General features: G+C 38.5%; 22 protein-coding genes and 1 pseudogene. 5 read left to right on the top strand and 18 right to left on the bottom strand.

All coding sequences use genetic code 11. The annotated features are described in order from the left end of the window. Window positions 1-72 precede the first annotated feature (72 nt). The 5 genes and pseudogenes from fmt to folK all read right to left on the bottom strand — a co-directional run bounded on the left by fmt (window position 73) and on the right by folK (window position 6316). Entirely contained in the window at window positions 73-1017 is a 945-nt protein-coding gene (gene fmt, locus HHL23_RS15655) for a methionyl-tRNA formyltransferase (protein WP_169235728.1), read from the bottom strand. A gap of 263 nt (window positions 1018-1280) precedes the next feature. Next, complete coding sequence (locus tag HHL23_RS15650) at window positions 1281-3188, bottom strand: RecQ family ATP-dependent DNA helicase (RefSeq protein WP_169235727.1); 1908 nt, start codon at window positions 3186-3188, stop codon at window positions 1281-1283. Between the two features lie 77 nt (window positions 3189-3265). Then, window positions 3266-4702: an OmpA family protein gene (locus HHL23_RS15645; protein WP_169235726.1), complete on the bottom strand. Its 1437-nt coding sequence runs from the start codon at window positions 4700-4702 to the stop codon at window positions 3266-3268. A gap of 72 nt (window positions 4703-4774) precedes the next feature. Then, window positions 4775-5878 (bottom strand): annotated as a pseudogene (locus tag HHL23_RS15640) (OmpA family protein); the annotation flags it as partial. Between the two features lie 21 nt (window positions 5879-5899). Beyond that, window positions 5900-6316 carry a 2-amino-4-hydroxy-6-hydroxymethyldihydropteridine diphosphokinase gene (gene folK / locus HHL23_RS15635; RefSeq protein ID WP_169235724.1) on the bottom strand — a complete coding sequence of 139 codons (417 nt, stop codon included), beginning with the start codon at window positions 6314-6316 and terminating at the stop codon, window positions 5900-5902. A gap of 20 nt (window positions 6317-6336) precedes the next feature. Here folK and sppA point away from each other — a divergent pair, with 20 nt between their 5' ends. Next, entirely contained in the window at window positions 6337-8091 is a 1755-nt protein-coding gene (sppA, locus tag HHL23_RS15630) for a signal peptide peptidase SppA (protein WP_169235723.1), read from the top strand. 72 nt (window positions 8092-8163) lie between these two features. Here sppA and HHL23_RS15625 read toward each other — a convergent pair whose 3' ends face one another. The 6 genes from HHL23_RS15625 to rpmB form a co-directional block, all read right to left on the bottom strand. Beyond that, window positions 8164-8418, bottom strand: coding sequence for a GlsB/YeaQ/YmgE family stress response membrane protein (locus HHL23_RS15625; RefSeq protein ID WP_169235722.1), 255 nt, complete (start codon window positions 8416-8418; stop codon window positions 8164-8166). A 71-nt stretch (window positions 8419-8489) separates the two neighbouring features. Beyond that, window positions 8490-9443: a signal recognition particle-docking protein FtsY gene (ftsY, locus tag HHL23_RS15620; RefSeq protein WP_169235721.1), complete on the bottom strand. Its 954-nt coding sequence runs from the start codon at window positions 9441-9443 to the stop codon at window positions 8490-8492. A 9-nt stretch (window positions 9444-9452) separates the two neighbouring features. Next, window positions 9453-9920, bottom strand: a complete 468-nt coding sequence (locus tag HHL23_RS15615) for a RidA family protein (protein WP_169235720.1) — start codon at window positions 9918-9920, stop codon at window positions 9453-9455. 95 nt (window positions 9921-10015) lie between these two features. Beyond that, window positions 10016-10168: a DUF4295 domain-containing protein gene (locus tag HHL23_RS15610; protein WP_002976755.1), complete on the bottom strand. Its 153-nt coding sequence runs from the start codon at window positions 10166-10168 to the stop codon at window positions 10016-10018. Between the two features lie 19 nt (window positions 10169-10187). After that, on the bottom strand, window positions 10188-10370 hold the full coding sequence (gene rpmG, locus HHL23_RS15605) for a 50S ribosomal protein L33 (protein WP_027373683.1): 183 nt from the start codon (window positions 10368-10370) through the stop codon (window positions 10188-10190). Window positions 10371-10376: 6 nt separating this feature from the next. After that, window positions 10377-10619, bottom strand: coding sequence for a 50S ribosomal protein L28 (rpmB, locus tag HHL23_RS15600; protein WP_002976757.1), 243 nt, complete (start codon window positions 10617-10619; stop codon window positions 10377-10379). A gap of 240 nt (window positions 10620-10859) precedes the next feature. Between rpmB and HHL23_RS15595 the strand changes: the two genes are divergently transcribed. Beyond that, window positions 10860-12575: a T9SS type A sorting domain-containing protein gene (locus HHL23_RS15595; protein WP_228464792.1), complete on the top strand. Its 1716-nt coding sequence runs from the start codon at window positions 10860-10862 to the stop codon at window positions 12573-12575. Window positions 12576-12955: 380 nt separating this feature from the next. Here HHL23_RS15595 and lnt read toward each other — a convergent pair whose 3' ends face one another. Beyond that, window positions 12956-14590: an apolipoprotein N-acyltransferase gene (lnt, locus tag HHL23_RS15590; RefSeq protein ID WP_169235719.1), complete on the bottom strand. Its 1635-nt coding sequence runs from the start codon at window positions 14588-14590 to the stop codon at window positions 12956-12958. A gap of 55 nt (window positions 14591-14645) precedes the next feature. Between lnt and HHL23_RS15585 the strand changes: the two genes are divergently transcribed. Continuing rightward, on the top strand, window positions 14646-15068 hold the full coding sequence (locus tag HHL23_RS15585) for a VanZ family protein (protein WP_169235718.1): 423 nt from the start codon (window positions 14646-14648) through the stop codon (window positions 15066-15068). Here HHL23_RS15585 and proC read toward each other — a convergent pair. The 4 genes from proC to HHL23_RS15565 are packed head-to-tail and all read right to left on the bottom strand — an operon-like array spanning window position 15049 to window position 18621. Continuing rightward, entirely contained in the window at window positions 15049-15852 is an 804-nt protein-coding gene (gene proC, locus HHL23_RS15580) for a pyrroline-5-carboxylate reductase (protein WP_169235717.1), read from the bottom strand. The genes HHL23_RS15585 and proC overlap by 20 nt on opposite strands. A gap of 46 nt (window positions 15853-15898) precedes the next feature. After that, the gene (gene murB / locus HHL23_RS15575; protein WP_169235716.1) at window positions 15899-16912 is read right to left on the bottom strand and encodes a UDP-N-acetylmuramate dehydrogenase; all 1014 of its coding nucleotides are present in this window, start codon (window positions 16910-16912) and stop codon (window positions 15899-15901) included. Window positions 16913-16916: 4 nt separating this feature from the next. Beyond that, complete coding sequence (locus HHL23_RS15570; protein ID WP_169235715.1) at window positions 16917-17405, bottom strand: hypothetical protein; 489 nt, start codon at window positions 17403-17405, stop codon at window positions 16917-16919. 10 nt (window positions 17406-17415) lie between these two features. Further along, window positions 17416-18621 carry a pyridoxal phosphate-dependent aminotransferase gene (locus HHL23_RS15565; RefSeq protein ID WP_169235714.1) on the bottom strand — a complete coding sequence of 402 codons (1206 nt, stop codon included), beginning with the start codon at window positions 18619-18621 and terminating at the stop codon, window positions 17416-17418. Between the two features lie 402 nt (window positions 18622-19023). Here HHL23_RS15565 and HHL23_RS15560 point away from each other — a divergent pair, with 402 nt between their 5' ends. Beyond that, complete coding sequence (locus tag HHL23_RS15560) at window positions 19024-20820, top strand: T9SS type A sorting domain-containing protein (protein ID WP_169235713.1); 1797 nt, start codon at window positions 19024-19026, stop codon at window positions 20818-20820. 125 nt (window positions 20821-20945) lie between these two features. Further along, entirely contained in the window at window positions 20946-21428 is a 483-nt protein-coding gene (locus HHL23_RS15555; RefSeq protein WP_169235712.1) for a DUF1801 domain-containing protein, read from the top strand. 277 nt (window positions 21429-21705) lie between these two features. Here the strand turns inward: HHL23_RS15555 and HHL23_RS15550 are convergent, their stop codons facing one another. Continuing rightward, complete coding sequence (locus HHL23_RS15550; protein WP_169235711.1) at window positions 21706-22965, bottom strand: TolC family protein; 1260 nt, start codon at window positions 22963-22965, stop codon at window positions 21706-21708. Continuing rightward, window positions 22955-26050: an efflux RND transporter permease subunit gene (locus HHL23_RS15545; RefSeq protein WP_169235710.1), complete on the bottom strand. Its 3096-nt coding sequence runs from the start codon at window positions 26048-26050 to the stop codon at window positions 22955-22957. The genes HHL23_RS15550 and HHL23_RS15545 overlap by 11 nt, the downstream gene beginning before the upstream one ends. Window positions 26051-26105: the final 55 nt, after the last annotated feature.

Raw genomic sequence — 26105 nt, 5'->3', positions numbered from 1 at the left:
GCAACTCCACTCATATACTCTAAAACTCTCTTACCCTTAAACTCCCAAACTCCCAAACCCGAAACCCATCAACTACAAGCTTATTTCGTCAAAATTTCTAAACCCGTTCAGAAAATCTTTCACAGTCATTCTTTTTTTGCCTTCAAGCTGAAGTTCCTGTGGGAAATAAACGCCGTCTTCTGTATAGATTTTAAATTCATTTTTAGAAATATCCAAAGTTCCGGAAGGTTTTCCATGATCTGAAATTTCGAATTTTCCAGCGAATATTTTTAATCCTTTTTCTTCTTCTCCAATTTTTATAGTGGTGAAAGCAGCCGGATAAGGTGACATGCCAAGAATGAACTGATGAACTGTTTTTGAAGGAGCCTTCCAGTTGATTCTGGTGTCTTCCTTAAATATTTTATAAGCATTTTTAGGATGCTCCACATGAGGTTGAGGCTTTTCTACAATAGCATTTTCTGCAAGGCCATCAAGTGTTTTTACTACCAGTTTTGAACCCATTTCCATCAATCTGTCGTGAAGGCTTCCTGCATTTTCATCCGGTAAAATTTCCAGCTCTTCCTGAAGAAGGATATTCCCTTCATCAATTTTTTCATTGATAAAGAATGTGGTAGCTCCGGTTTTTTCTTCTCCATTAATTACGGCATAATTGATTGGTGCTGCGCCTCTGTAATCAGGAAGAAGAGAAGCATGAAGATTGAAAGTTCCCAGTTTAGGCATTTCAAAAAGAACCTTTGGCATCATTCTGAAAGCGACCACTATAAAAACATCAGCATCCAGCTTTCTCAGTTCTTCTAAAAATTCAGGGTTTCTCAATTTTTCCGGCTGAAAAACAGGAATATGATTGTCTGAAGCATACACTTTTACAGGAGACTGACTGATCTTTTGTCCGCGACCACTAGCTTTATCAGCTACCGTTACAACACCTACTACTTCATGCTTTGACTGATGGATAGCCTCCAAAGAAGTCTTTGCAAACTCCGGAGTTCCTAAAAAAACGACTTTCAATGATTTCATAGGACAAAGATAAGGGTTTTTGGGAGTTGGAGAGTATTAGGGCTGTAGAGTTTTAGGGTGGATGGGAGTGGGGATAGTTGCTTGTTGCTCGTTATTAGTTGCTAAATTTACCGTAAAAGTATTTATTTGAAATTGGGTATCTAAAATCTTATTTCCTGGCTCTCTCTTGAGTCTGTAACCTAGAAAAGTCTCCTATCCCGTGTCTGAAATCTAGATTCTATCATTCACCATTCACTTGCGAAGCAAAATTTCACTATTCACGATTATTCATTACTCAGCGCATACGTTCTGAAATTCAGCATTTTTATTTTTCCGGCATCTAAAAGGAAGATCAGGTTTTCTAAAATGTTGTTTTTAGAATGATAGTTGAGCTGTACCGAAAGATCTTCAATGGTTGAAGGTTTTTTAGCCAATAGATTAATGATTTGCTGAGAAATATTTTTTCCGAAAATCGACTGTTTATTCTTTTCGCAGACTGAACACTGTCCACAGTTCTTCGTATTCTTTTCACCAAAGTAGGCGAGAATAAGTTTCATTTTACAGTAATCATTATTTTCTATAAAAAACTTGATCTCCTCCCATTTCTGAATCTTATTTTTTTGGATATGCTCAAAAAGTTTCCAATAGGCTGAATGGGTTACTCTTTCATCACGCGGTTTTAGAAATTTAATGCTCGAAAGGGCACCGTCTACATATTCCAGATAATTTTTCTGCTGAAGTTCCTTCAGTCGTTCTTTGATCAGCGGAACGCTTACACCGATTTTATTACTTACCTGCTGCTCACTGAACATTACTTTGTGTGTAGTGATTCCTGATACCGTACGAAGTAGAAGCTCTATAAAATAAGCGTCTTTTCGTGGAAGCTGGTCTATTTCATCAGCATTGAAAAGAAGCTCCAGTGAAGACAGGCTTTTGTTGTCGTTATGAAAGATGATTTCCTGATTGTGAAGAAAATTGAGAACATTACTGATCTTAGCTTTCGACAATCTTGTGAAGTTTTGTATGCCCTGAGTATTAAGCTGGAATACTTTTTCCGGCAATTCATATTCAGCCACCTGAAAAATAGAATAGAGATAGGTGATAATCTTTAAAAACTCTGCTTTGTTGGGTGTTTGGTTTTTTAAGATCTCATCAAAATTAATAAGTTCCTGTTTATTCCAGAGAAGAAATGCAAAACTGTCTTTTCCGTCCCTTCCTGCTCTTCCGATTTCCTGGTAATAATTCTCTAATGATGGTGCAGGAGAGTAGTGGATGACAAATCTGACATTGTCCTTGTCTATTCCCATCCCGAAAGCATTGGTGGAAATAAGGACATGATTGTCACTTTGATTCCACATATTTTGCCGTGTATTTTTCTCTTTTGTCGTTAAACCGGCATGAAAATAATCTACATTTTTTACCTGATTTTTTTTAAGAAATTCTGCCAGCATTTCTGCATCTTTTCTGGTTCTTACGTAGACAATTCCTGAGTCATTGTTGTGTTTTAAAATATCAAAAACACGTTGAAACTTATCTGAAACTTCATCCATAAAGATTCTGATATTCTCTCTTTTAAAGCTCTTCTGGAAAACAAAAGGTTTTTTAAGTTCCAGTTTGTTTTTTATTTCTTCCAGTACTTTAGGAGTGGCAGTGGCCGTTAAAGCCAGACAGGGAATCTTGGGATTATTTTTTCTAAATTCTTTGATGTTCTGATAACTAGGGCGGAAATCCTGTCCCCATTCTGAAATACAGTGAGCTTCATCTACGGCAATAAAAGACAGTTGAATTTCTTCAATATTCTGCAAAAACTGTCTGTTAGTCAATCTTTCCGGTGACACATACAAGAGTTTGGTAAGTCCGTCCTTACAACGGTCATAGACTGCTTCAGCATCATATTCATCCAATTCGGAGGATAGATAGTCTGCTTCGATACCGCGATGCTTAAGCTGGCTTACCTGATCTTTCATCAGGGCTAGCAGGGGAGAAATAACCAGACAGGTGCCTTCTTTTAATAAGGCTGGTAGTTGGTAGCAGAGTGATTTTCCGGCACCCGTAGGTAACAGGACGAGGCTGTCACTTTCATTGATAACTGCGTTAATGATCTCTTCCTGAGAATCTCTGAAACTATCATAGCCCCAAAAAAACTTTAGGGTATCATATTTTAACTTTTGGAAATCCTGCTGAGAAATCATAGGGTAAAAGTAATAAAAGTATTACAACAAAAAAAGCCGTGCAAGGCACGGCTTTAATATATTTACTGCTAATTGTATTATTTAGCTTCGAAGTATACTCTTCTGTTTGCTCTGTTTTTCCATTCAGGACATTTAGTAGCTGGCTCACACTCAGGATATTTAAGGTCTTTTTCACCTTTACCGATTGCGTTTAATTTAGAAGATTCTACTCCGCTTTTGATTAAATAACTTTTAACGCTATTAGCTCTTCTTTCAGATAATTTTTGGTTATAAGCATCAGAAGCTCTTGTATCTGTAGCTCCGATTACATTATATGAACCGTTTGAAGAGTTGATATATGAAACAGCATTATTTAAGATTGGAGTGTTTGAAGGTAAAATTCTGTCAGAATTTAAATCAAACTCAATTCCTTCAAGTTTAGTTTCTGTTTCTACTACAGGTCCTGTAGTTGTTGTAGGACATCCGTTGTTTTCAACAGGTCCAGGAACAGTCACACACTTATCGTAAAGGTCGATTACACCGTCAAGGTCTGTATCAAGAGCAACACCAGCACCATCTACTCTTGCACCAGCAGGAGTATCAAGCTGTCTGTCCCAATCGTCACAAACTCCGTCGTTATCAGCATCACCTTTCTTACATACTTCAATATCCTGGTTTTTGTTAGCCAAAACATCAAGTTTGTAATAGATTTCCTGAAGTGGGTCATGCCACATTAAGTGCGACTCATGCTTTCCAAGTTTCAATGAAATACCTAAAGTAGCATTGAAGAAGTTGTCAGATACCTGCTCTTCACGTTTGTTGATAGCACTGTATTTGTCACCTCCACCGTCGAATTCATCATCACCGGTTACTACATACATCAATCGGCCTTCAAGGTCAATTCTTCTGTTAATTTTATATTTTAAACCAGCACCAGCCTGCATAAACATAGATCCAAACTTGAATGGTTTAATTTCTGTAACCATTTTCTGTCCGGTAATATCTTTTTGATATGCTCTGTAAGCAATCGTACCGATACCTGCATAACCGTGAAGTGCCCATCTGAAAGGAGAATGATTGTCAACTCTTCTCAATAAGTTAGAGAAGTTGATATCTCCTAATAAAGAGATTGCATCATACTGAGTTCTTGCACCTACCGCTGTTGCATCTGGAGCAGTATCCTTAGTATTGAACCATCCTTGTCTTGTTTCACCTCTGTCATATTGTAATTTTAAACCGAATGCATGAGTAATCGCTTTATCAATACTTACATAAGCAGAGTATCCGAAAAGATTCTTACCGTTACCATTCTTAATAGAAGTCAAATCTCCTGACTGAACTAGCGGTACACCTGCACCAGCTGAAATAGACCAGTCGTTGAATCTTTTTGACTGATTGGTAAACGGGGAAACATTGGCAGAACCAGAAGAAAATGTGTTTGGATATTCTCCATTTGAAACTGCTGTTGAGTCTTGTGCATAGCTTGTGGCTGGAATTGCCAGTGCTAATGCTACAATTGCTAAACTTAATTTCATAGTGTATTTTTTATTTAGTTAATTAAATGATTTTATTTTTATAAAAACAGTTTTTATCGCTGTTTACTATTTTGTAGGGCATCCGTTGTTTTCAACAGGTCCGGGAACCGTTACACACTTATCATATAAATCTATCACTCCGTCAAGATCCATATCTAAAGCGACTCCAGCACCATCTACTCTTGCTCCTGCAGGAGTATCTAGTTGTCTGTCCCAATCGTCACATACACCGTCATTATCAGCGTCTCCTTTTTCGCATACAACAAGATCTGTAGATGCATTTTCTAAAACGCTTGTTCTGTAGTATGCTTCCTGAAGAGGATCATGCCATGCTAAGTGAGATAAATTTTTCCCTAGTTTGAAAGAAACTCCTAAAGTAACTGTCCATGCATTATCAGATCTCGAATCGCTGATCATGTTATACTTTGAACCGAAAGCTGCAGGATCGTAGTCGTTTGGACCAGCCCATCCGCCTCCGTCAAATTCATCATCTCCACTTAGAATATACATTGTTCTCGCTTCGATGTCGATAAGCTTTGATACTTTGTATTTCACTCCTGCTCCAAACTGATAAAATAGAGAGTTAATGTCGAGATTTTGTTTGATAAACAAAGGAACTCTTTTTGGAGCGTCACTCCATCTGAATTCGTTTGCGTCATGCAGAGAAGTATTATAACCCTGGAACCCAATTCCTGCATAACCGTGTAAAGCCCATCTATAAGGGGAGTGGTTATCAACTCTTCTCAATAGATTGGAAAAGTTAACATCTCCCATTAAAGCAACCTGATCAAATTTAGTAGTTGCTGTACCTACCCCTGCCGCAGCACCTACTGCGCCTTCTAACATTGCTTTCTGTTTTGTTTCACCTCTCTGATAGATAAGGCTTAATCCAAAAGCATGCGTGATCTGCTTGTCAACACTTACATAGGCACTATATCCCCAATTAACCTTTTTGTCATAAAAAGATCTAAGATCGGAATGAGCCATAAATGCTGCGCCTCCACCAACAGAAATAGACCAGTCGTTGAAACGTCTGGACTTATTGTCGAATGGTTTTACATTAGCAGAACCTGAAGAGAAGGTATTAGGATACTCAGTTGAAGAGTTTACTGTTGTACTGTCCTGAGCGTAAGCTGTGATAGGCAGTGCGGCCAATAATAATAAACCTAATTTCATATTGTATGTTTTATGTTTTATTTAGATAAAATTTTTCAATAATATTTTAGAAAAATCCCTTTCAAATAAATGCTTTTGATGGGGTATCTCTAATCTTTTTGATTTGAATTTCAAATCGTTATATTTAATGATATCAATATCTATTATTCTATCGCTGTAACTTCCAGATGATGTTGAATCATTAACTCTACCCATTTCCATTTCAATACCTTTAACAAAATCAAGCAGTTGAATTGGTGAAAGACGCGTGAATATTATTGATGCAATATTACAAAAAATATTGGAACTAACAAACTCTACGGGTTCAGTAATTAAAAATTCGCTTGTTTGTGATATTTTATTACCACTCTTACTGATTTTCTGTAAAGCGTATTCTAAATTTTTTTTTTGATCTCCAAGGTTACTTCCCAGTAACAAAACGACCTTATTCTGCGACATATTAGAAAATTGATTGATTTATGAGAAGTTTCTTTAAAAACGTATTGGCAAATATAGTGGCAATTGTCCTATTATGTGCTATATTTTTCGTCTTTTTCATTATGATGATTGTATTCAGTTCCATGGGGAGCGATAAATCTGTTGCGGTGAAAAACAATTCTGTTCTGACGATTAATTTAAAGACCAATATAATAGATAGTCCAACTGAAGAGGAAGTAGGGCTGTTTAATATTAATGATAAAAGCAAAAGCGTTTTGCTATATGATGTCCTGGAGGCTATCAGGAAAGCGAAGACCGATGATCATATTAAAGGGATAAGTATTGAGGCTGATGATCTGCATGCAGGGATGACGCAAATCGATGATATCAGAAATGCTATTGAAGATTTTAAAAAGAGCGGAAAATTTGTATACGCTTACGGAAATGGAGTATCACAGGCTTCTTATTATCTAGGATCTGTAGCTGATCAGTATTATCTTAACCCATCCGGAATGATAGAACTGAAAGGACTCGCTACTGAAGTTACATTTTTTAAAGACTTTGCAGATAAATATGGTATTGGGATAGAAGTGATTCGTCACGGAAAATTCAAGTCAGCTGTAGAGCCTTTTTTAAGAAATGATATTTCCCCTGAAAATAAAGAGCAGCTGAGTACACTTTTAAATGATATCTGGAAAAATACATCCACTAAGATGGCCATTTCAAGAAAAATTGATACAGCTCAGTTTAAAACAGTTGTCGACAGCTTATACGGAATGATTCCTGAATTGGGTTTAAAATATAAGCTTGCGGATAAACTGATCCAGAAAACAGAGTATGATCAGATGATAAAATCTAAGCTGAGCCTTAAAGAAAAAGAAAAGCTGAATAAAGTATCATTAGCAGGCTATATCAATTCTTACGCAGATGAAGACAAAGCAGGAGAGAAAGTGGCTATATTGTATGCGTCAGGAGGAATTAACAACGGAGATGGGTATAACGAAATCTATTCTGAAAAATACATCAAGTATATCAGAGATCTTCAGGATGATGATAAAGTAAAAGCAGTGGTCTTCAGAATCAATTCTCCGGGGGGAAGTGCCAATGCTTCGGATGAGATTTTATTTGAACTTCAGCAATTGAAAAAGAAAAAACCTTTAGTAGTTTCTTTTGGGGACTATGCTGCTTCAGGAGGTTATTACATCGCAATGGCAGCGGATAAGATCTATTCTGAGCCTAATACACTGACAGGATCTATCGGAGTTTTCGGAGTGATCCCTTATTATAAAGATCTTGCTAATAAAAACGGGATTCGTTCAGATATTGTTGCGACCAATGCCAATTCTCAGTATTATTCAGCTCTGAACGGTGTGACGCCTTACGGAGTCAATCTGATCACGAGAAGTGTAGAAGGAACCTATAAGAGATTTGTACACTTTGTTACTCAAAACAGAAAGCAGACTTTCGAGCAGATTGACAGTGTAGGAGGTGGGAGAGTATGGAGTGGTGTTCGTGCCAAGGAAATTGGGCTTGTAGATGAGTTAGGAACATTGAATGACGCTGTGAGGTTTGCTGCACAAAAAGCAGGTTTAAAATCTTACCACGTATCTTCATATCCTAAGAGAATGACTCCTTTTGAGCAGATCTTTAAAGACCTTAATGAAGAAGATATTTCAGCAAGAATCATTAAAAATAAAATAGGAAAAGCCAACTATGAAATCCTTCAGCAGATCACAGATGAGAAACTGAAGTCTGAGGTGAAAATGGAAATGCCTTACCAGATTAAGATCAACTAAACTAAATTATATTGTACAAAAAATCCCGGATCTGAATTTCAGATCCGGGATTTTATTTTTTATCTGCTAATGCTAGCTTTTCTTTGTTACCATTCCGTATATCCAAAGAACAATTAAAGCTCCGCCTACGGCTAATAGCATACTTCTGAAATCGAAACTATCTGTCGTTCCCCATCCCAAAAAGCTGCCTACAAATCCTCCTACGAAGGCTCCAATAATACCTAAGATAATCGTTATCAGCCAACCGCCGCCTTGTGTTCCCGGCATAATAAGTTTTGCAATTGCACCCGCGATAAGACCAAATATGATCCAAGTTAAAATTCCCATAGTCCTAAATTTTTAATTGTTAATAATGTATAAAAGTTGAAATACTAATTTAAAGATAAATATGATAAAAATCATCTTTTCTTGAAAAAAGAATCTACAAATTCTGTACCATTAAACAATTGGAGGTCCTGCATCTTTTCACCTACACCGATATATTTTACCGGAATCTGGAATTGATCTGATATACCTATGACCACACCACCTTTGGCAGTTCCGTCAAGTTTTGTTACTGCCAATGCGTTTACTTCAGTGGCTGCTGTAAACTGTTTTGCTTGCTCAAATGCATTTTGTCCTGTAGAGCCGTCAAGAACCAGAAGGATCTCATGAGGAGCATCAGGGATGACCTTCTGCATGACTCTTTTGATCTTAGAAAGTTCATTCATCAGGTTGATCTTATTGTGAAGTCTTCCCGCAGTATCAATGATCACCACATCTGCCTCCTGTGCAACGGCACTCTGTACGGTGTCGAAAGCCACAGAAGCCGGATCTGAGCCCATATCCTGTTTTACGATAGCAACACCCGCTCTTTCGCTCCAGATCGTCAGCTGGTCTACTGCTGCCGCTCTAAAGGTATCTGCTGCTCCAAGTACAACCTTTCTGCCCTCAGATTTAAACTGGTGAGCAAGTTTCCCGATTGTCGTTGTTTTTCCTACACCATTTACTCCAACTACCATGATGACATAAGGCTTTTTCGAGCTGTCTATATTTCCTGTTCCTGCGTGAGGGTTTTCAAGAAGCAGTCCTGAGATCTCTTCACGAAGGATATTGTCAAGTTCGCTTACGCTTACATATTTATCACGGGCAACGCGTTCTTCAATCCTTTCTATGATCTTGATGGTGGTGGATGCGCCTACGTCAGATGCAATAAGTATTTCTTCAAGATTATCCAGTACTTCATCATCTACCTTGCTTTTACCGACTACGGCCTTCGTCATTTTTTCAAAGAACCCCTGGCTGGATTTTTCCAGACCTTTATCTAAAGATTCTTTTTCTTCTTTTTTGAAAATATTTTTAAACCAACTCATAGTTCATTCTTATTTGTTTTTTATAACTGCCGTGGCTTCTACTTCTATAAGTACGTCATCTCTGAAAAGACGGCTCACTTCCACAAGGCTGCTCACTGGAGGATTTTGAAGGTTGATATACAAGTCACGAATTTTTCTAAAGTCTGGTATTTTAGAAATATCGGTTACGAAAATTCCCAGTTTTACAATATCCTTTGCTGTAGCTCCATATTCTTTCAGGATGCCTTCAATGTTTTTAAAAATCTGCTGGGTTTGCTTCTCTACGTCGTTTCCAACGAGGTTGCCGGCAACATCCAGTGGAACTTGTCCGGAAAGAAAGATCATCTTAGAATTTCCACAGTCAATGCTTGTTGATTGTGAAAGTCCTTTAATGGAGAAAACTTCAGCTGAGTTTTTAAATTCTACATTGTCCATCTTTTTCTGACCGAATGAAAATAGAAAAATTTCTGTGAAAACCAGAATAAGAATCTTTTTCATATAGAGGTATATTTAATTAATAATCTGGTGAACAAAGATAACAAAAAAACTACCCAAAATCTGAGTAGTTTTTTATATTGTAAATAAAGTGGAGATTATTTCTTCAAATAACCGTCTACTTCGTCTGCATTCATTACTTTTTCTTCAAAAACGTAAGCACCTGACTTAGATGACTTAACCATTTTCACAACTTTAGTCATTTTTTTTGACTGTCCGCTTTGTAGGGTTGCTACTACTTTCTTTGCCATGGTAAATTATATTTATAAATTACTTGATTTCTTTGTGAAGGGTAGATCTTTTAAGAACTGGATTATACTTCTTAAGCTCTAATCTCTCTGTAGTGTTCTTTTTATTTTTAGTAGAAATGTATCTAGACATTCCTGGCATACCACTCTCTTTGTGCTCTGTACATTCAAGGATTACTTGAACTCTGTTTCCTTTTTTTGCCATGATTTATTAATTCTTTTTAATCAATCCGTTTCTAGTAGCTCTTTCAATAGCTTCCTCGATTCCAATCTTGTTAATCACTCTCAATCCATGAGCTGATACTTTCAGTGTTACGTGCTTATCTTGCTCCGGAAGGTAAAATTTCTTCTCTAATAAGTTAATTTCAAAACGACGCTTCGTTTTGTTATTAGCGTGAGAAACGTTGTTACCAACCATTGCACGCTTTCCTGTTATTTGGCAAATTCTTGACATATCTCGATGTTCTTATTTGTATAATATTTGAGAGTGCAAAATAACGAAGAATTTTTTATATAGACAAATCTTTTGGAAAATATTTACAAATAACAGGCTGATTAATAATCATGAATTTTAAAATAGTTGAAATCCCGACATAAGCTGAGCCAAGTGACTGATATATTTCATGTAAACTTTCCGTGAAAAGCAAATTCGAATGTTTTATCTTTGTTTTTAATTAATCTAAATAAAAATAATATGAAGAGGATTTGTATTCTTTTATCTATGCTTCCTGTTGGGCTGGTGGCGCAGGACTATACTGAAATCCAGACCGGTATGAGGAATTTTTATTACGGGTCAGCAGGTGTGGCTGATATGGATAATGACGGAAAGCAGGATGTAGTGATCAACGGAGCCATTGATAGTGATGATGATGGAAATGTTGACACCTCTTTCAATGAAGTATACAAAAATAATGGAACTTCACTGGTACCTTATGCTAATTTGGGAACGAATGTAACCCACCTGGGAGATATAAAATTCATGGACTTTAATAATGACGGTCTTTTGGATATTATTTCTACAGGGCTAAGCTATAATGATGTGGTCAACTATAAACATTACAGATTTCGAAATACTGGAAGCGGTTTTACAAAAGAAGCTGACCTTGCAGGAAAGATCTATGGATCCTTGGAAGCTTTCGATTTCAATAATGATGGCAAAATTGATTACGCGATCAATGGAACTCAATATGTAGAAGGAGCCGGTTTTTTAAATAATCTGGATTTTTATAAGAATACAGGCACTGACTTTGAAATCTTCAAAGGCTGGCTGCCGGGAACACAAAATGGAAGCTTCAAATTTGTAGATCTTAACAATGATAATCTTTTGGATCTCGTTATTTTAGGAGTTGCTGATGGTGATGTTCCCATATTTAGAGTCTATATCAATCAGGCAGGAACATTAACGCTAACGCAGGATTTTACGTCCCTGACAGGCGGAAAAATGGATTTCGCAGATTTCAATGCCGATGGTTACCAGGATATTGTAGTTACAGGCCAGGATAGCAGCTACTCTGGATTTCTTGCGGTCCTTATGAATGATGGAACCGGGCATCTGAATGTAGAACAGATCAATGCTCCGGAGATCGCTGATTCATCTGTAACGACAGGGGATCTGAATAATGACGGATACTATGATTTTATTGTTTCCGGAAATGATGAAAATAATGCTGCTGTCGTAAAAACTTTTTTATATGATACTTCGAACCAAAATTTCACTGAACATATACCTACAGGACTGTATACTTTAGGAGGGCCGGGTTTTGTTAATTTACTTGACTTTGACAATGACCACCATCTGGATGTTTTGCTGGCCGGATTTGATTGGGCGGATCCGGACATGCCTTCACTTACCAAAATTTTCAAAAATACTTCTACTGAAGTTAATCTGAAACCTGTACCTCCTGCAGTCCTTAATGTAGCAAAGACCGGAAACCGTTTTAGATTCTCATGGAGTGGAGCGTCTGATGATAAGACACCTGTGAATGCGCTTCGCTATGAAATTAAGGTAGGAACTACGCCCGGAGCTGGCAATATTGCAAAATACGTAGTGACAACACCATCGTGGTTCCTGGATCTTGATCCTTCTATTCAGAATGTATACTGGAGTGTAAAATCTATAGATGCTTCAAACGTATTTTCTGATGAGTCTGCTCAAAATACATTGGCAACCCAAGATGTAATGAATATAGACAGCCAGATTTCAATATATCCAAATCCGGCATCAGAGAAAATACATATTAAAGGAGAGAAAGTTTCGGACGTTGAAATCTATTCGATGGATGGCAGAAAACAGAATGTTGTTTTAAATAATGACCAGTCTATCAATGTATCCCATCTTACGAAAGGAGCTTATGTGGTAAAACTGAAAATTAAAAACGAAATAATCATCAGAAAACTAATTATTAAATAGCTGATAGTTCTATGAGTGAGAAAAGCCAGTCGTCCAGCTGGCTTTTCTATTTTTTGATAGTGAAAATTTTATTAGGTTATGCTGGACCACCCCGTCAAGAATTCTTTGAATTTTCGCCACCCTTCCGTGGGAGGGGAATTTTCGTCGTTTGAATCGTCATCGTATTTTTTACTCAAACATATTGATAGCCCTAATAGTAAATAAAAACCTTTGATTTTTTTAAACTTATGTGGTCTTCTTATTCGCAAAGTATTTAAACCTAAAATAACTTAAGTGTCAAAATCTTTTGTGACTTTTGTGGTAGAAATTTCTCAACAATAAATAGGCCGGTCAGTACAGAAAATTCTGTTATTTATGTTTAAAAAAGATGATCATCAATATTAAGCTTTCTTAATCCTGCTCTTGAACTTTTCAATCAAAAAGTAAAATAGTAAAAAGCCCAGTGCGAAAAAGGAAAATCTTGATAAAATATCACCCGCTCTTGTGTAGAAAGTCGTGGTTTCATAAAGATTCACTTTTGCAAATAATGTGGTCTGGTCACCGTAGAAAGTGTCGGTTACGACTTCTCCTTTTGCATTGATATGTGCAGATATACCGCTGTTGGCAGCACGGGCAATTTCTCTTCTGTTTTCAATAGCCCTTAGTTTCGCATAGGATAGAAGCTGTTTGTGTCCTTCTGTAACTCCCCACCAGGAGTCGTTGGTCATAATACCCATAAAATTGGCTCCTTTTTTCACGTATTCTGTTGTGAATTCACCATAGATACTTTCGTAGCAGATGATGGGTGCCATACGGCCTTTATTGTAAGGATTTGAGAAGGATTTTCTTTCTTTGTCTATGCTCAGAGAAGCAACGGTTCCGCCTAGGTTAAGCATGGCATCGCCCAGAAGAGGTTTTAAAACACTCATGTATGGGAAGATCTCAACACCAGGTACCAGTTTTCCTTTATGATACACCTGAATCTTCTCCTGTGGGGCAATCTGAATAGCGGTATTATAGCTTTCTACCCAAAGTTCGGGATTGAGCTGATAAGCTTCTTTTGGAATGTTTTCCTGATTTTTATAAAAACGGTGAGAAGAAATTCCTGTGGCAAAAACGGCTCCCGGATGTTTAGATAAAAATCCTTTGACATTATTTAAAAGGACACTTTTCTCAAAAGTGGTTTCAGAGATGGAGCCTCTTCCGGGAAGGGCAGTTTCTGGCGCGATATAATAATCGATCTTACCTTTTGAATTATTTTCTGCTAAAGTTAACAGGTCGTTTTCAATGGTAAGGCTGTCCTTTGAATACTTTTCAGCATAAGGATCAAGATCAGGCTGAAGCATCAGAACATTCACCTGTCCGGAAGGTTTTTCGTTGAAGTTATTGTATTTGATTAATGAAATAATCATCGGCAGAATAATCAGGGCAGCTACAATAGAAACATTTCTGATCAGATCTTTTCTCTTTCTTCCGGCTTCCCAGGTTCTTAAAGTATAGAAAACTAAAACATTGATGAGTAAGATCCAGAAGCTTCCACCGGTTGCTCCCAGTGTATCATACCATTGGATCAGTTTAGGGTATTCTGAAAATACATTTCCTAAATTCAGCCATGGCCATGTCATTTCCCAGTTAAGATGGAATTTTTCAAAACTCATCCAGATAGCGATCAGAAATCCTAATCCCCAGTAGGTTCCCTGTGCATTTTTGTACCAGTGATAACATTGGAAAACAAGAGAATACAGGAACGAATTCACAAGGACCGGAAAAACTACGGCCATCATAGAATGGCTTCCATCCGGGTTTTTGGAACCATACAGCCATCCCGTCGTTACGATGTTCCATACTATAAAACAAAGGTAGGAGAGCCCGAAGACCATCCAGCTTTTTCTTTTGTAAGCTGAAAATTTTGATATGCCGTGTTCCATCATCAATAGAGGAACAAGGGCAAAAAATATAAAGAACGGTACTCCGTAAGTGGGCCACGAAACGGATAGTAGCATTGCTGAAATAAGCGTAAGTAAAAGGTATTTCATTAAATTAATTTAACACACAAATTTAATGTTTTTGAAATGAATAAATTTGCACTTGATGTTAAAGAAATTTTATAAAATTATTATTGTTCCGTATACACTGGTGTTGCTCTATCTCATGTTTTTAGGAATGGGCAGATTTCAATACGAAGACAATCAGATTACAGTAGAGCCTATTCTCTCCACGCTGGAGTTTATCCACAATACCATTGGATGGAAAGATATTGTGCTCATTGTGCTGGGTAATATCATCATGTTTATTCCTTTCGGATTTTTGGGCTGGATCTTTCCTCACCTTAAAAATCTGAAAAGGCTGCTGTACGTTTTCGTTTCTTCCATAGTCATCGTTGAAGCACTTCAGTATTTTACAAGAATGGGCATATTTGAGGTGGATGATATCATTCTTAATACTTTCGGTGTTTTTCTGGGGTGGCTGCTTCGCAGGCTGATAGAAAAGAAATTTACCCGTTTAGTTCTTTAGCCCGCTTTTCAGCATTTAAAATTCCGCTTTTTAAAATTTCTTTAAAATTGTTGTCTTCAAATGTTTTTAAAGCAGCTTCGGTTGTTCCGCCTTTGGAGGCAACGTCTTTGATGAGTTCTTCAAGACTTTTTTCAGAATTATTGATCAGGTGGTATGCACCCAGCATGGTCTGTTGTACAAACAGTTTAGAAAGATTTTCTTCAATACCCATTTCCATACCAGCTTTGATCATAGTGTCAATAATATAATAAAAGTAGGCAGGTCCGCTTCCTGAAAGGGCTGTAACACCGTCCAGAAGATCTTCATTTTCCAGATACACCGATCTTCCGGTACTGTTCAGAAGTCTTTCAATATTGATCAGTTGGCTGAAAGAAATGCCATTAGCAGCGGTGTACCCAGTAATTCCCATTCCCAAGAGGGTAGGAGAGTTGGGCATCGCTCTTACGACAAGCGGGTGATTTAATAATTGTTGAATCTTTTCAATTTTGATTCCGGCCATGATCGACAGGACCATTTGGTTTTTTTTTAATGTAAATTGAAAATTCTGGGCAACATGCAGGAAATCCTGAGGTTTTACAGCAATGATAATGAGATCGGCATCCAGTTCCTGGGTTTCTTCAAAAGTAGAGATTTTGGATTTTGGAAACTCTTCGGCGATCTTAGAAATTTTAGACAGGCTTCTTGTGATCAGGTGTAGATTTTCAGGCTTGATCAGGTCATACTTTAAGAAGGATTTTGAAAAAGAAAGGCCCATATTGCCTGCTCCGAGAATAGTGATTTTCATATTTGTGCTCTTTTTTTAGCTAAAATAGTGATTTTGATGACTAGTCCTAAATAATATTCACCTCCCGTTCCAGCTCTATTCCGAACTTTTCTTTAACAGAATTGATAATCTGCGTTGAAAAATTATAGATTTCTTTTCCAGTAGCATTTCCCGTAGCATTCACGATAACCAGCGCCTGAAGTTGGTGTGAGGCTGCATTGCCTATCTGTTTTCCTTTCCAGCCACATTGCTCGATCAGCCATCCGGCAGGTACTTTTACCACATCTCCGTTTGGATATCCGGGAATATGTTCAAACTTTTGCTTTAAATCTTCAAACTGGGCTAATGGAATGGTAGGGTTTTTAAAAAAACTTCCTGCATTTCCGGTCACCTTTGGATCCGGGAGTTTGCTCTGTCTGATGTTGATGACAGCTTTGGAAACGTCCTGAATCGTAGGATGAGTGATGCCTAAATGATCCAGCTCAGTTTTTATTGCTCCGTATTCTGTTTTAATGTGATGATTCTTCTTTGTTAATTTAAAACTAACCTCCAGGATCACATACTTTCCTTTGCCTTCCTGCTTGAAAATAGAATCCCTGTATCCGAAATGACACTGTTCAAGGTTAAATGTTTTCAATTCAATATTTTCAAGATCCAAAACAGTACAACCTACGAAAATATCTTTAATTTCAGTTCCGTAGGCTCCGATATTCTGCATAGGTGAGGTACCTACATTTCCGGGAATCAAAGAAAGATTTTCCAGTCCGCCGTAGTTTTTTTTAAGGCTGTACATCACGAATTCATGCCAGTTTTCACCGGCTTTTGCCGTTACAAGAACTTCATTTTCATTCAGATCTTCCTGTTCAATTCCTTTTAAACTAAGTTTAATAGCAAGACCTTCAAAATCTTTAGTCAGCAGGATATTGCTTCCGCCGCCCAAAAATAAAACAGGAAGATCATGATCTTTAGAATAATTAATAGCATTCTTCAGTTCTTCAATCGTGTGTACTTCAATAAAGTATTTTGCGTTGACATCAACACCGAATGTATTGTAAGGCTTTAGGGAAAAATTTTCTTGCATATTGTTATTGGTATTCTGTTGGAAGAATCATGTTGAGTTGTTCTTTGAATTGCTTCAGCTGTTGGTAATGAAGCGTATCCGCATAAGAATTGACGTAAATATGTGACTTTTTCGGAGTTCTGATCTGAAAAGTTTCGTCGATGCCGTCTACAGACTGTTTGCTTGGAGAACTTTGTATCTCATCAAGATCTTTAGTATGGATCGAAGAGATCAGCTGTTTCCAGATTTGTACATTGATGGCTGTGCTCCATTCCTTATGAGTTCCGCGGGCTGTGATGCCCTGTTCTGCGCGTATGGAGTCTTTGGTGACTTTGATGATCTTATAATCTCCCTGATCACCTCCGATATTGGATAAACTGATGAAGGTTATTTCATTCGGATTTTGATGAGTAGCTGGGGTCTGCTCCTTTGTCTTGTCACAGGAAAAAAATGCCGGCAACAAAAATATTGAAAACAGGAGTTTCAGATAAGTATTTTTTATTGCCGGCACCATAGATTATATTTTACAGGCTAAATTCTTCTCTGTATTTTTTCAAAGCTTCTTTAAGAATTTCAGCGCTTTTCTTAAGATCTTCCTCTTTCAGCACATAAGCAATTCTTACCTGTTTTTTTCCTAATTCAGGATCGCTGTAGAAACCTCCTGCCGGAGCTACCATGATCGTTTCCTTGTTAAGAGAATATTTTTCTAGAAGCCACTGTGCAAATTTTTCAGTATCATCTACGGGAAGTTCTGCAACACAGTAGAACGCACCTCTTGGCTTAGGGCAAATTACTCCCGGAATAGCATTCAGAAGGTCTACCAATATATTTCTTCTGTGCGTATACTCTTCTCTTACCGCTCTGATGTAGGCACCGTCGTTCTGGTGAGCTGCTGTTGCTGCAATCTGACCCAAAAGTACAGGACTCAATCTTGCCTGTGCAAAAAGCATCGCTGCATCATGAATCTTTTTGGAACGGGTTAGCATACATCCGATTCTTACGCCACACATAGAATAACGCTTGGATTCTGAATCGATGATGATGCAATTCTCGCTCAGTTCAGGGAAATCCAGCATAGAAATCTGCTGCTTTCCATCATAAACATATTCTCTGTATACCTCGTCAGAGATGATAACGATATCATATTTCAAAGCAATTTCTGCCAGCTGCTGAAGCTCTTCACGGGTGTAAAGATATCCTGTAGGATTACCCGGGTTGCAGATAACGATAGCTCTTGTTTTATCTGTAATCTTTTTCTCAAATTCTTCGATCGGAGGAAGGGCGAAACCTGTATCAATAGTAGACGGAACCGCTACAACGTTTACATTAAATGTGCTGGTAAAGCCGTTGTAATTGGCATAGTAAGGCTCGGGAATGATCACCTCGTCACCGTCATCACATAAAGTAGAAATCGCGAAGTTTAAGGCTTCAGAACCTCCATTCGTTACAATGAAATTATCAGGCGTCAGATCTGAAAAACCTAAGGTATGATAATAATCGGTTAGGGCTGTTCTGTATTCTATATTACCTTCAGAAAGCGCATATTCTAATACTTTAAGATCAATATTCTTTAAAGCATTTAAAGCTGTTTCCGGCGTTTCAATATCAGGTTGCCCGATATTAAGGTGATAGACTTTTATTCCCTGCTGTTTCGCTTTTAAAGCGTAAGGGACCAGTTTTCTTACCGGCGATGGCGGCATATGCTGTGCTCTGTTTGAAATATTCGGCATTGTTCAAAAAATTTGTATGGCAAAAGTAAGATTTAATTTCTCAATAATAAAATAACCTGTTGTCCATTTTGAGTGCTTTTTAATTGTTTTGAAAATCAGCGAATTAAAATTGATTGTTGCCGGTTCTTTTGATTGCCGGCGTAATCCTTTTTATTTATGCTTCATACTGGTCATCAGTTTGTTAAAAATATGGGCTATTGGAGATTGATTATAGGTCAAAATGATTGAAATTGTTAAAATAATATCTTAAAATGTGAATAAAGCATTTGGTCATAAAATAATGTTTTTATATAGTTGAAAATATTGATACTTTAATGTTATTAACTAATGTTTAATTATTTTATAATAATATTGATTCTTTATTGATTTTTTATTAAATTTCGATGCTAATAAAAAATAATTATGAAAATACATTTACCATTGAGAATTTTACCTGCGATGGCTCTTTTTGCGGTATCCGCTGTGAATGCCCAAAATTTTCAAACCATGCCTGTCTCATCCGGATACACAGCCGACGTTATTGCCAATGATGTGGGTCCCGCTACATCAAGTACTACAGAAGATGTGGACGGAGTGTCTTTTGCCTTTGTAGCAAGGGATTTTAAACTTACCTCTACAAGTACACCCATTACTTATGGGCTTCCCGTGAACGGGATTATTAATTCTGCAGTGGCTTCTACACCGGGACTGAGCTTTAAACTGGGAGATTTGTATGGAAATAATTCCTTGAAAATTTCCAGTAATACTACAGGAAGCAATACCGGAACACTGTCATTTTTGACACCGGTTCCTGCTTTTAAAGTGTACATGCTTTCTACCGGTGGAAGCGGAACATGTACAGTGAATGTCACCGTCAACTTTACAGATGCTACCTCTCAGATATTTTCCGGAGTAGCGATCTCAGACTGGTATGGCGGGTCCAACTATGCCGTTCAGGGAATCGGAAGGATTAACAGAAGTAATAATGTTTTGGAACCGAATTCTACAAATCCAAGACTATATCAGTCTGCATTGACTATTGATGCAGCCAATCAGACCAAACCTATTCAAAGCGTTACCGTAACGAAAGTCAGTGGAACAGGAATCGCCAATGTTTTTGCCTTTTCAGCGGATGCTTATACCGATTGTGTAGCGCCTACACTTCAGCCAGTAGGTACATTGACGTCAAATTCTGCTCAGGTTTCATGGACAATACCAGGCAGCGTTCAGGCGGTAAGCTATGATGTGTATTACAGTACCAGCAATACGGCTCCTACAGCTGCGACAGCGCCTAATCACGCTGGAGTTACGGGAACTTCCTTTACCATTCCATCTTTATCACCAAGTACGGTCTATTATTATTGGGTAAGAAGTAATTGCAGTACTGCAACAGCTCAGAGTGGGTGGTCTTTATCCGGAACATTTATTACATTGTGTGGTGCCGTTGTTCCGTCATATACCCATGATTTCAACAGCTTTCCGGGAACTTGCTGGACAGCCGCACTTTCAGGCGGTACTCCTGCGACAGCTCCTACCGGGACAACATCTTATTGGGGAGCAGGTGGATTCTTAGGAGTAGGCTCTGCCGGATCAGCGACGATCAATTTATATACAACAGGCAGAACAGGATGGCTAAAAACACTGCCCTTCAATCTTTCCGCAGGTGCATATAAAGTTAAATTTGATTATGGTGTAACAGCTTATCTTAGTACCAATTCTTCACCGATGGGATCTGATGATGTCATTCAGTTTTTGGTATCGAACGATGGAGGAACTACATGGACAATTCTGGAAACATGGAACGCAGCCAATGCACCTACCAATACGTCGACTCCTTACTCGTACAGCTTAACGGGATACAACAGCGCCAATACTGTATTCGCCTTCTACGCAACTGACGGAACGGTGAATGATGATCCTGATTACAATTTTTATGTTGATAATTTTAAGGTTGAAAATGCTCAGTTGAGTACTTCCGAAGTAAAAGAGGGAGTGAAGAAAGCATCAGTTCATCCAAATCCGTTCAAAGATATTTTATATATTTCAGACAGCAGAGAAGTGAAATCTGTAACGGTAGGAGATGCTTCCGGCAGAACAGTAAAAACCTTTACCGGAGCTGTGAAGGAACTTGATCTGAGTACGCTGAAGACAGGTTTGTATTTTGTTATGATCTATTTTAAAGACGGATCACAATCTACTGTGAAAACGATCAAAAAATAATTTTTTTTAATGTCAATAAAGTTAGGCCGCAGTGCATTCATGTACTGCTGCTTTTTTTGATTCAATTTGATTCAGGATATCTATAAATTTTGTTATTTTGGATGACTATAAAAACTTAACTGAAAATGCAAATTCCAGCAGACTCTGTAGCCGATTATATTTCAAAAATTCCTGAAGAAAGACAGGAAGTATTCAAAAAATTATTTGATACTATAAATGACAATCTACCGAAAGGCTTTCAGCAAGGGACCAGTTACGGCATGGTAGGTTGGGCAGTTCCTTTGGAGACCTATCCGGCAGGGTATCACTGTACGTCAGGCTCGCCATTACCTTTTATGTCGTTGGCTTCTCAAAAGAATTTTATCGCCCTTTATCACATGGGAATCTATGCAGATCCTGAATTGTTAGACTGGTTTGTTGCTGAATACCCGAAATACTCCACAAGAAAACTTGATATGGGAAAATCATGCATCCGTTTCAAAAAAATGGAGGATATTCTTTTTGAACTGATTGCGGAGGTCAGTAAAAAAATGACCGTTGAAGACTGGATCAATCTTTATGAAACTCAGTTTAAAAAGCAAAAAGAGTCCGTTTCAAAAAAGAAATAGACTCTTTGCTTACTTTATCAATCTAACCACAAAAGCAGCAAAAGTTTTTTAAGGTTAAAAATTCTCCTCATAGAAAGGGCACTTAAGTTTGGGAAAAATCAAGGAGATTATTCAGTATTGCTATCAAGCACTCTTATGAAAAATGGGCAATCATTTAAACGGCGATCATTCCCCTTCGATGGAGGGGTGGCGAAAATTCAAAGAATTTTTGACGGGGTGGTTAATTACTAAACACGAATAAACACAATCACTCGTGCTCATCCGGAAAACCCTAACATCAAAAATCAATATCCCAAATCCCGGTTTTTCTTTCTAATTCAACAAGTGCTACCGCATTATCTGCAAGCGTTTCAATATAGCGCTGCCTGATATCATTATACGTTCTCTGTGCATTCAAAACTTCCAGAATAGAACTTTCACCTCTCTGATAACTGTAGCTGATGCCGTCCAGAATATTTTTGGCTTCGGCCAGCATTCCGTTATCAAACTGTTTCAGTTGCTTCTGTGTAGCTTGGTATTGCTGGTAAGCTTGCATGACTTCAGTGCGGACGCTGTTTTCGATCTGCTTATACTCGGTTTCTGCCTGCATACGTCCCATTTCTGCAATTTTCAGATCTGCATTTCTTCGGTTTGAAAACTTCAGAGGAATGCTGGCTCCCAGTTTTACGGTATTTACAGCGGGTGAGGGCGCAATTTCATTGGTTGCCCAGGTATTGTGCTCTGCGCCTAAGCTTAATCCCAAATCAATGATACGGTTAGCCTTTTCAAGCTTAACCAAGCTCGCAGCAGTATTGATGTTTTGTTTTGAGGCTAAAAGATCAGATCTGTTATTCACTGCCTCCAAGACAAGTTCCTCAGGATTGAAATCTCTGTTAAAAGCTTTGAAATCTCCATTAATCTCTCTGTCTTCCATACCGGTTCCCAGGAATATAGAAAGTGCTGAGAAGGACTGTCTGCTAATGCTTTCTGTTATATACAGATCGTTAAGCAAAGAAGAAGCTTCCAGTCTGCTTTGTTTAGACGTGACCAGCGAAATAGCTCCCAGCCTGTATCTGATGTTGTCGGATTTTGCAAGTTGATCCATACTCAGGTAAGAATCTTTTTGGACTTCAACAAGAGCTTTTGTTTTTAAAACTTCAATATACCCAACAGATGCGTCTGCTATAAGATTTCTTAAAAAATCCTGAAGCTGAAGCTTAGCGTATTCGGCCTGGTTTTTTGCCGTTTCTATCCTTGCTTTTCTTTTTTGGCCAAGTTCCAGGGTCCAGCTTACCGAAGTTCCTATCGTATAGCCCATCTTTTTTGAAACACCATTGTCCGAGGTCTCCATTTCAAGTTGGGGATCCGGGAAAATTCCGGCAGTAAGGATAGAAGCTTCCGCCATTCTGACATTATATTTCTGGGCGGCGTAACTGAGGTTTTTTTCTCTGACCTCATTCAGATAAGACGAAAAACTGAGAACTTCTTTTTCCTGACCTTTCAGTGAAAATTGGAAAGTTGCACACACGGATATGATAAAAATGATTTTAAACTTCATCTGATTTTATTTTTTGTTTGTCGAAATGATATTCTGCGAGATAATAAATAGCGGGCAGGATAAATAAAGTAAGAAGGGTTGAAAACATAAGACCATAAACAATGACTGTAGCTAAAGGTCTCTGTACATCAGAACCTATCCCGGTAGCCAGTGAAGCAGGGAATAAGCCGATTACGGCAACCGAAGCGGTCATCAATACAGGTCTGAAACGGTCTTCTGCTCCTTTTATCACCGATATTTTTAGATTAACTCCCTGTTTTCTTAGCGTGTTGATATGAGATACCATGATGACCCCGTTCTGTACGGCTACTCCAAATAGTGCTATAAAGCCCACAGCTGACGGGACATTTAAAGTCATACCCCGTACATTTAATGCTAACATACCCCCGAATAAGGCAAGAGGAATAATACTCATCAGGACAAGCGCCTGTCTGAAGCTTCCGAATGCCCCGTAAAGCAGTAAGAACATAACAGCCAATGCCAGCGGAACAATGAAAGTTAAGCGGGAATAAGCTCTGTTTTTGTTCTCAAACTGTCCGCCCCATTTGATCTCGTATTTCTGATGATCGTAGCGGATATCTTTTTCAATCGTATCCTGCGCTTCCTTCAGAAAAGAAGATAAATCACGATCCCTTAAATTGAGTTTTACGGTGAGATGTCTTTTATTCATTTCTCTGGTGATTGTACTTTCTCCGGTACTCAATTTGATCTCAGCTACCTGTGAAAGCGGTATTTTAGCACCTGAAGCAGAAGTCAGCATAAGATTCCCGACCTTATCAGGAGTATTCCGGCTGTCTTCGGCATACCGGAACGAAATATCGTAGACTTTATTGCCGATAAAGATCTGTGAAATAGCCTTTCCGCCAAGGGCTGTTTCGATGAGGTCTGCCACATCGGAAACATTCAGTCCGTACTGTGCAATTTTATCCCGTTCTGCAATAATTTGCAACTGCGGAAGCGGTGGTTCCTGATCAATCGCAAGATCAGCAGATCCCGGAATTGTTTGTAGAGTAGAAAGAATCTGTTCTGCAATTTTTCTTGTTCCGTCAAAATCATCACCGTATACTTTGACGACCAATTCACTGTGGGCTCCGGAAATTTTATCCATAACCCCATCGATCATCGGTTGGGAAAATCCTACAGAAAATCCCGGCATATTTTTATAATCATCAGCCAGTTCTTTGATAAGATCGGCTTTAGTCTTTCCGGATGCCCACTCTTTGTAGGGTTTTATGCCTACAGAAACTTCAAAATGGGAAGCCGTCCACGGATCTGTTCCGTCATCATTTCTTCCGGTCTGTACCATGACATAGGTGACTTCAGAATGTTTCATAGTCTGAGTACGTAAAGAATCACTCATCTCTCTGGCTTTGTCTAATGAAATTCCGGGCGGAAGCTGTACCTGAAGCCAGATAGACCCTTCATCCAGTTCCGGCAGAAAGTCTTTACCTACCATAAACGAAAGGAATCCCGCTGAGATGAGTATAATGCCTGCTGGAATCAGCATTTTTTTAGGAGCCTTTATGATTTTATCAATTCTTTTACCGTAAAGACGGCTTATTTTTTCAAGCCAACGGTTGTGAAATATCTTCTGAGGCTTTCTGTAAATAACGTAGGCCAGTCCGGGAATCAAAATCAAAGCAGCAGCCAATGCTCCCAGCAATGCATATCCGATTGTAAAAGCCATAGGAGTAAAAAGTTTTTTTTCTACACGCTCAAAGGCAAACAGCGGAAGATAAGCTGTAATGATAATGACGGTTGAAAAGAAAATAGGTTTTGCGATTTCTGTTGCCCGCTTGATGATGGTTTTTTCTTCCAGTTCCTTATCCGGATCTTCTTCTCTCTTTTTTAAAATAACCTCCAGCATGACAATAGACCCGTCTACAATAATCCCGAAATCTATAGCGCCTAAAGACAGGAGATTAGCAGGGATATTGGTGAAATACATCAGGATAAATGCAATCAGCAGAGATAGAGGAATCGTGATGGCGACAAGCAGCGCCCCTCTCCAGCTTCCTAAAAATACGATTAGGATGATAATGACTAAAACAATTCCTTCCGTTAGCGTATGGGTGACTGTGGTTAGGGTGGTATTCACAAGATCGGTTCTGTCCAGATAAGGGTGGATTTTTACGCCAGCGGGAAGAATACTGGTGTTCAGTTCTTCAATAGCCTGATGAACATCCTTTAAAACGACGGAAGGATTCTGCCCTTTTAGAAGAAGTACAATTCCTCCGGTACTTTCATTATAATTCCGTTTTCGGTCTGTGTAACCCAGAATTCCTTTTCTTTCAAGATTGCCGTATTTCAGAGTACCTACATCATTTAAAAAAACGGGAACACCTTTTTCTGTTTTGATGACAATTTTACCCAGATCATCTAAATCTTTGATCAGACCGATTCCACGTACTACATAAGCAAGGTCACCCCTCGGCAGCATACTTCCTCCGGCATTGCTGTTGTTTTTGGTGATAGTTTCCGTAACCTCAGATAAAGATAATCCATACTGATCCAGTTTTTGAGGATCCAGCTCGATCTGGAACTGTGTGGTGATTCCACCAAAATTTGTCACATCCGCAATGCCTGTAACCTGTTTGATTCTTGGGATAATGACAAAATTCTGCAAATCGGTCAGTTCCCTGAGACTTTGTCCGTTTCCTTCAATAATGTAGCGGTAAATTTCTCCCACCGGAGAGGTTAAAGGATCCAAGCCTGGTTGGGCATTGTAAGGCAGTTCCGCTTCTGAAAGCCTTTCCTGAATACGTTGTCTTGCCCAGTAATCATCAACCCCATCATCAAAAACCATTGTGATGATAGAAAGTCCGAAGGTACTTTTGCTTCTCATGATATGCATTCCCGGAAGACCGTTTAGAGATCTTTCCAAAGGAATGGTGATCTGCTGTTCTATTTCTTCGGCAGCCAGCCCCGGCACCTGGGTAACTACCTGTGATGTGGTGTCGGCAATATCAGGATAGGCTTCCACAGAGAGTTTGGTCCATGAATAATATCCGAAAATTCCGAGTAATAAGAAAAGGGTAAGCATCAGCCATCTCTTCTGTATAGAGAGTGTGAGTAATTTTTTCATAAGATTGATTGAATAGTCCAGTCCGGAAACCGTTTTGCTCAGTGGGCGAAAGCTT

It is taken from the genome of Chryseobacterium antibioticum, assembly GCF_012927325.1.
GTDB lineage: Bacteria > Bacteroidota > Bacteroidia > Flavobacteriales > Weeksellaceae > Chryseobacterium > Chryseobacterium antibioticum.
The sequence above is the reverse complement of the archived record's forward strand: the minus strand, read 5'-3'. Positions and strand labels throughout refer to the sequence as shown.

What these genes read in the sequence shown, in the direction of transcription:
- fmt (WP_169235728.1), bottom strand. Translation starts at nt 1,017, where the DNA reads ATGAAATCATTGAAAGTCGTTTTTTTAGGAACTCCGGAGTTTGCAAAG.
- HHL23_RS15650 (WP_169235727.1), bottom strand. Translation starts at nt 3,188, where the DNA reads ATGATTTCTCAGCAGGATTTCCAAAAGTTAAAATATGATACCCTAAAG.
- HHL23_RS15645 (WP_169235726.1), bottom strand. Translation starts at nt 4,702, where the DNA reads ATGAAATTAAGTTTAGCAATTGTAGCATTAGCACTGGCAATTCCAGCC.
- folK (WP_169235724.1), bottom strand. Translation starts at nt 6,316, where the DNA reads ATGTCGCAGAATAAGGTCGTTTTGTTACTGGGAAGTAACCTTGGAGAT.
- sppA (WP_169235723.1), top strand. Translation starts at nt 6,337, where the DNA reads ATGAGAAGTTTCTTTAAAAACGTATTGGCAAATATAGTGGCAATTGTC.
- HHL23_RS15625 (WP_169235722.1), bottom strand. Translation starts at nt 8,418, where the DNA reads ATGGGAATTTTAACTTGGATCATATTTGGTCTTATCGCGGGTGCAATT.
- ftsY (WP_169235721.1), bottom strand. Translation starts at nt 9,443, where the DNA reads ATGAGTTGGTTTAAAAATATTTTCAAAAAAGAAGAAAAAGAATCTTTA.
- HHL23_RS15615 (WP_169235720.1), bottom strand. Translation starts at nt 9,920, where the DNA reads ATGAAAAAGATTCTTATTCTGGTTTTCACAGAAATTTTTCTATTTTCA.
- HHL23_RS15610 (WP_002976755.1), bottom strand. Translation starts at nt 10,168, where the DNA reads ATGGCAAAGAAAGTAGTAGCAACCCTACAAAGCGGACAGTCAAAAAAA.
- rpmG (WP_027373683.1), bottom strand. Translation starts at nt 10,370, where the DNA reads ATGGCAAAAAAAGGAAACAGAGTTCAAGTAATCCTTGAATGTACAGAG.
- rpmB (WP_002976757.1), bottom strand. Translation starts at nt 10,619, where the DNA reads ATGTCAAGAATTTGCCAAATAACAGGAAAGCGTGCAATGGTTGGTAAC.
- HHL23_RS15595 (WP_228464792.1), top strand. Translation starts at nt 10,860, where the DNA reads ATGAAGAGGATTTGTATTCTTTTATCTATGCTTCCTGTTGGGCTGGTG.
- lnt (WP_169235719.1), bottom strand. Translation starts at nt 14,590, where the DNA reads ATGAAATACCTTTTACTTACGCTTATTTCAGCAATGCTACTATCCGTT.
- HHL23_RS15585 (WP_169235718.1), top strand. Translation starts at nt 14,646, where the DNA reads ATGTTAAAGAAATTTTATAAAATTATTATTGTTCCGTATACACTGGTG.
- proC (WP_169235717.1), bottom strand. Translation starts at nt 15,852, where the DNA reads ATGAAAATCACTATTCTCGGAGCAGGCAATATGGGCCTTTCTTTTTCA.
- murB (WP_169235716.1), bottom strand. Translation starts at nt 16,912, where the DNA reads ATGCAAGAAAATTTTTCCCTAAAGCCTTACAATACATTCGGTGTTGAT.
- HHL23_RS15570 (WP_169235715.1), bottom strand. Translation starts at nt 17,405, where the DNA reads ATGGTGCCGGCAATAAAAAATACTTATCTGAAACTCCTGTTTTCAATA.
- HHL23_RS15565 (WP_169235714.1), bottom strand. Translation starts at nt 18,621, where the DNA reads ATGCCGAATATTTCAAACAGAGCACAGCATATGCCGCCATCGCCGGTA.
- HHL23_RS15560 (WP_169235713.1), top strand. Translation starts at nt 19,024, where the DNA reads ATGAAAATACATTTACCATTGAGAATTTTACCTGCGATGGCTCTTTTT.
- HHL23_RS15555 (WP_169235712.1), top strand. Translation starts at nt 20,946, where the DNA reads ATGCAAATTCCAGCAGACTCTGTAGCCGATTATATTTCAAAAATTCCT.
- HHL23_RS15550 (WP_169235711.1), bottom strand. Translation starts at nt 22,965, where the DNA reads ATGAAGTTTAAAATCATTTTTATCATATCCGTGTGTGCAACTTTCCAA.
- HHL23_RS15545 (WP_169235710.1), bottom strand. Translation starts at nt 26,050, where the DNA reads ATGAAAAAATTACTCACACTCTCTATACAGAAGAGATGGCTGATGCTT.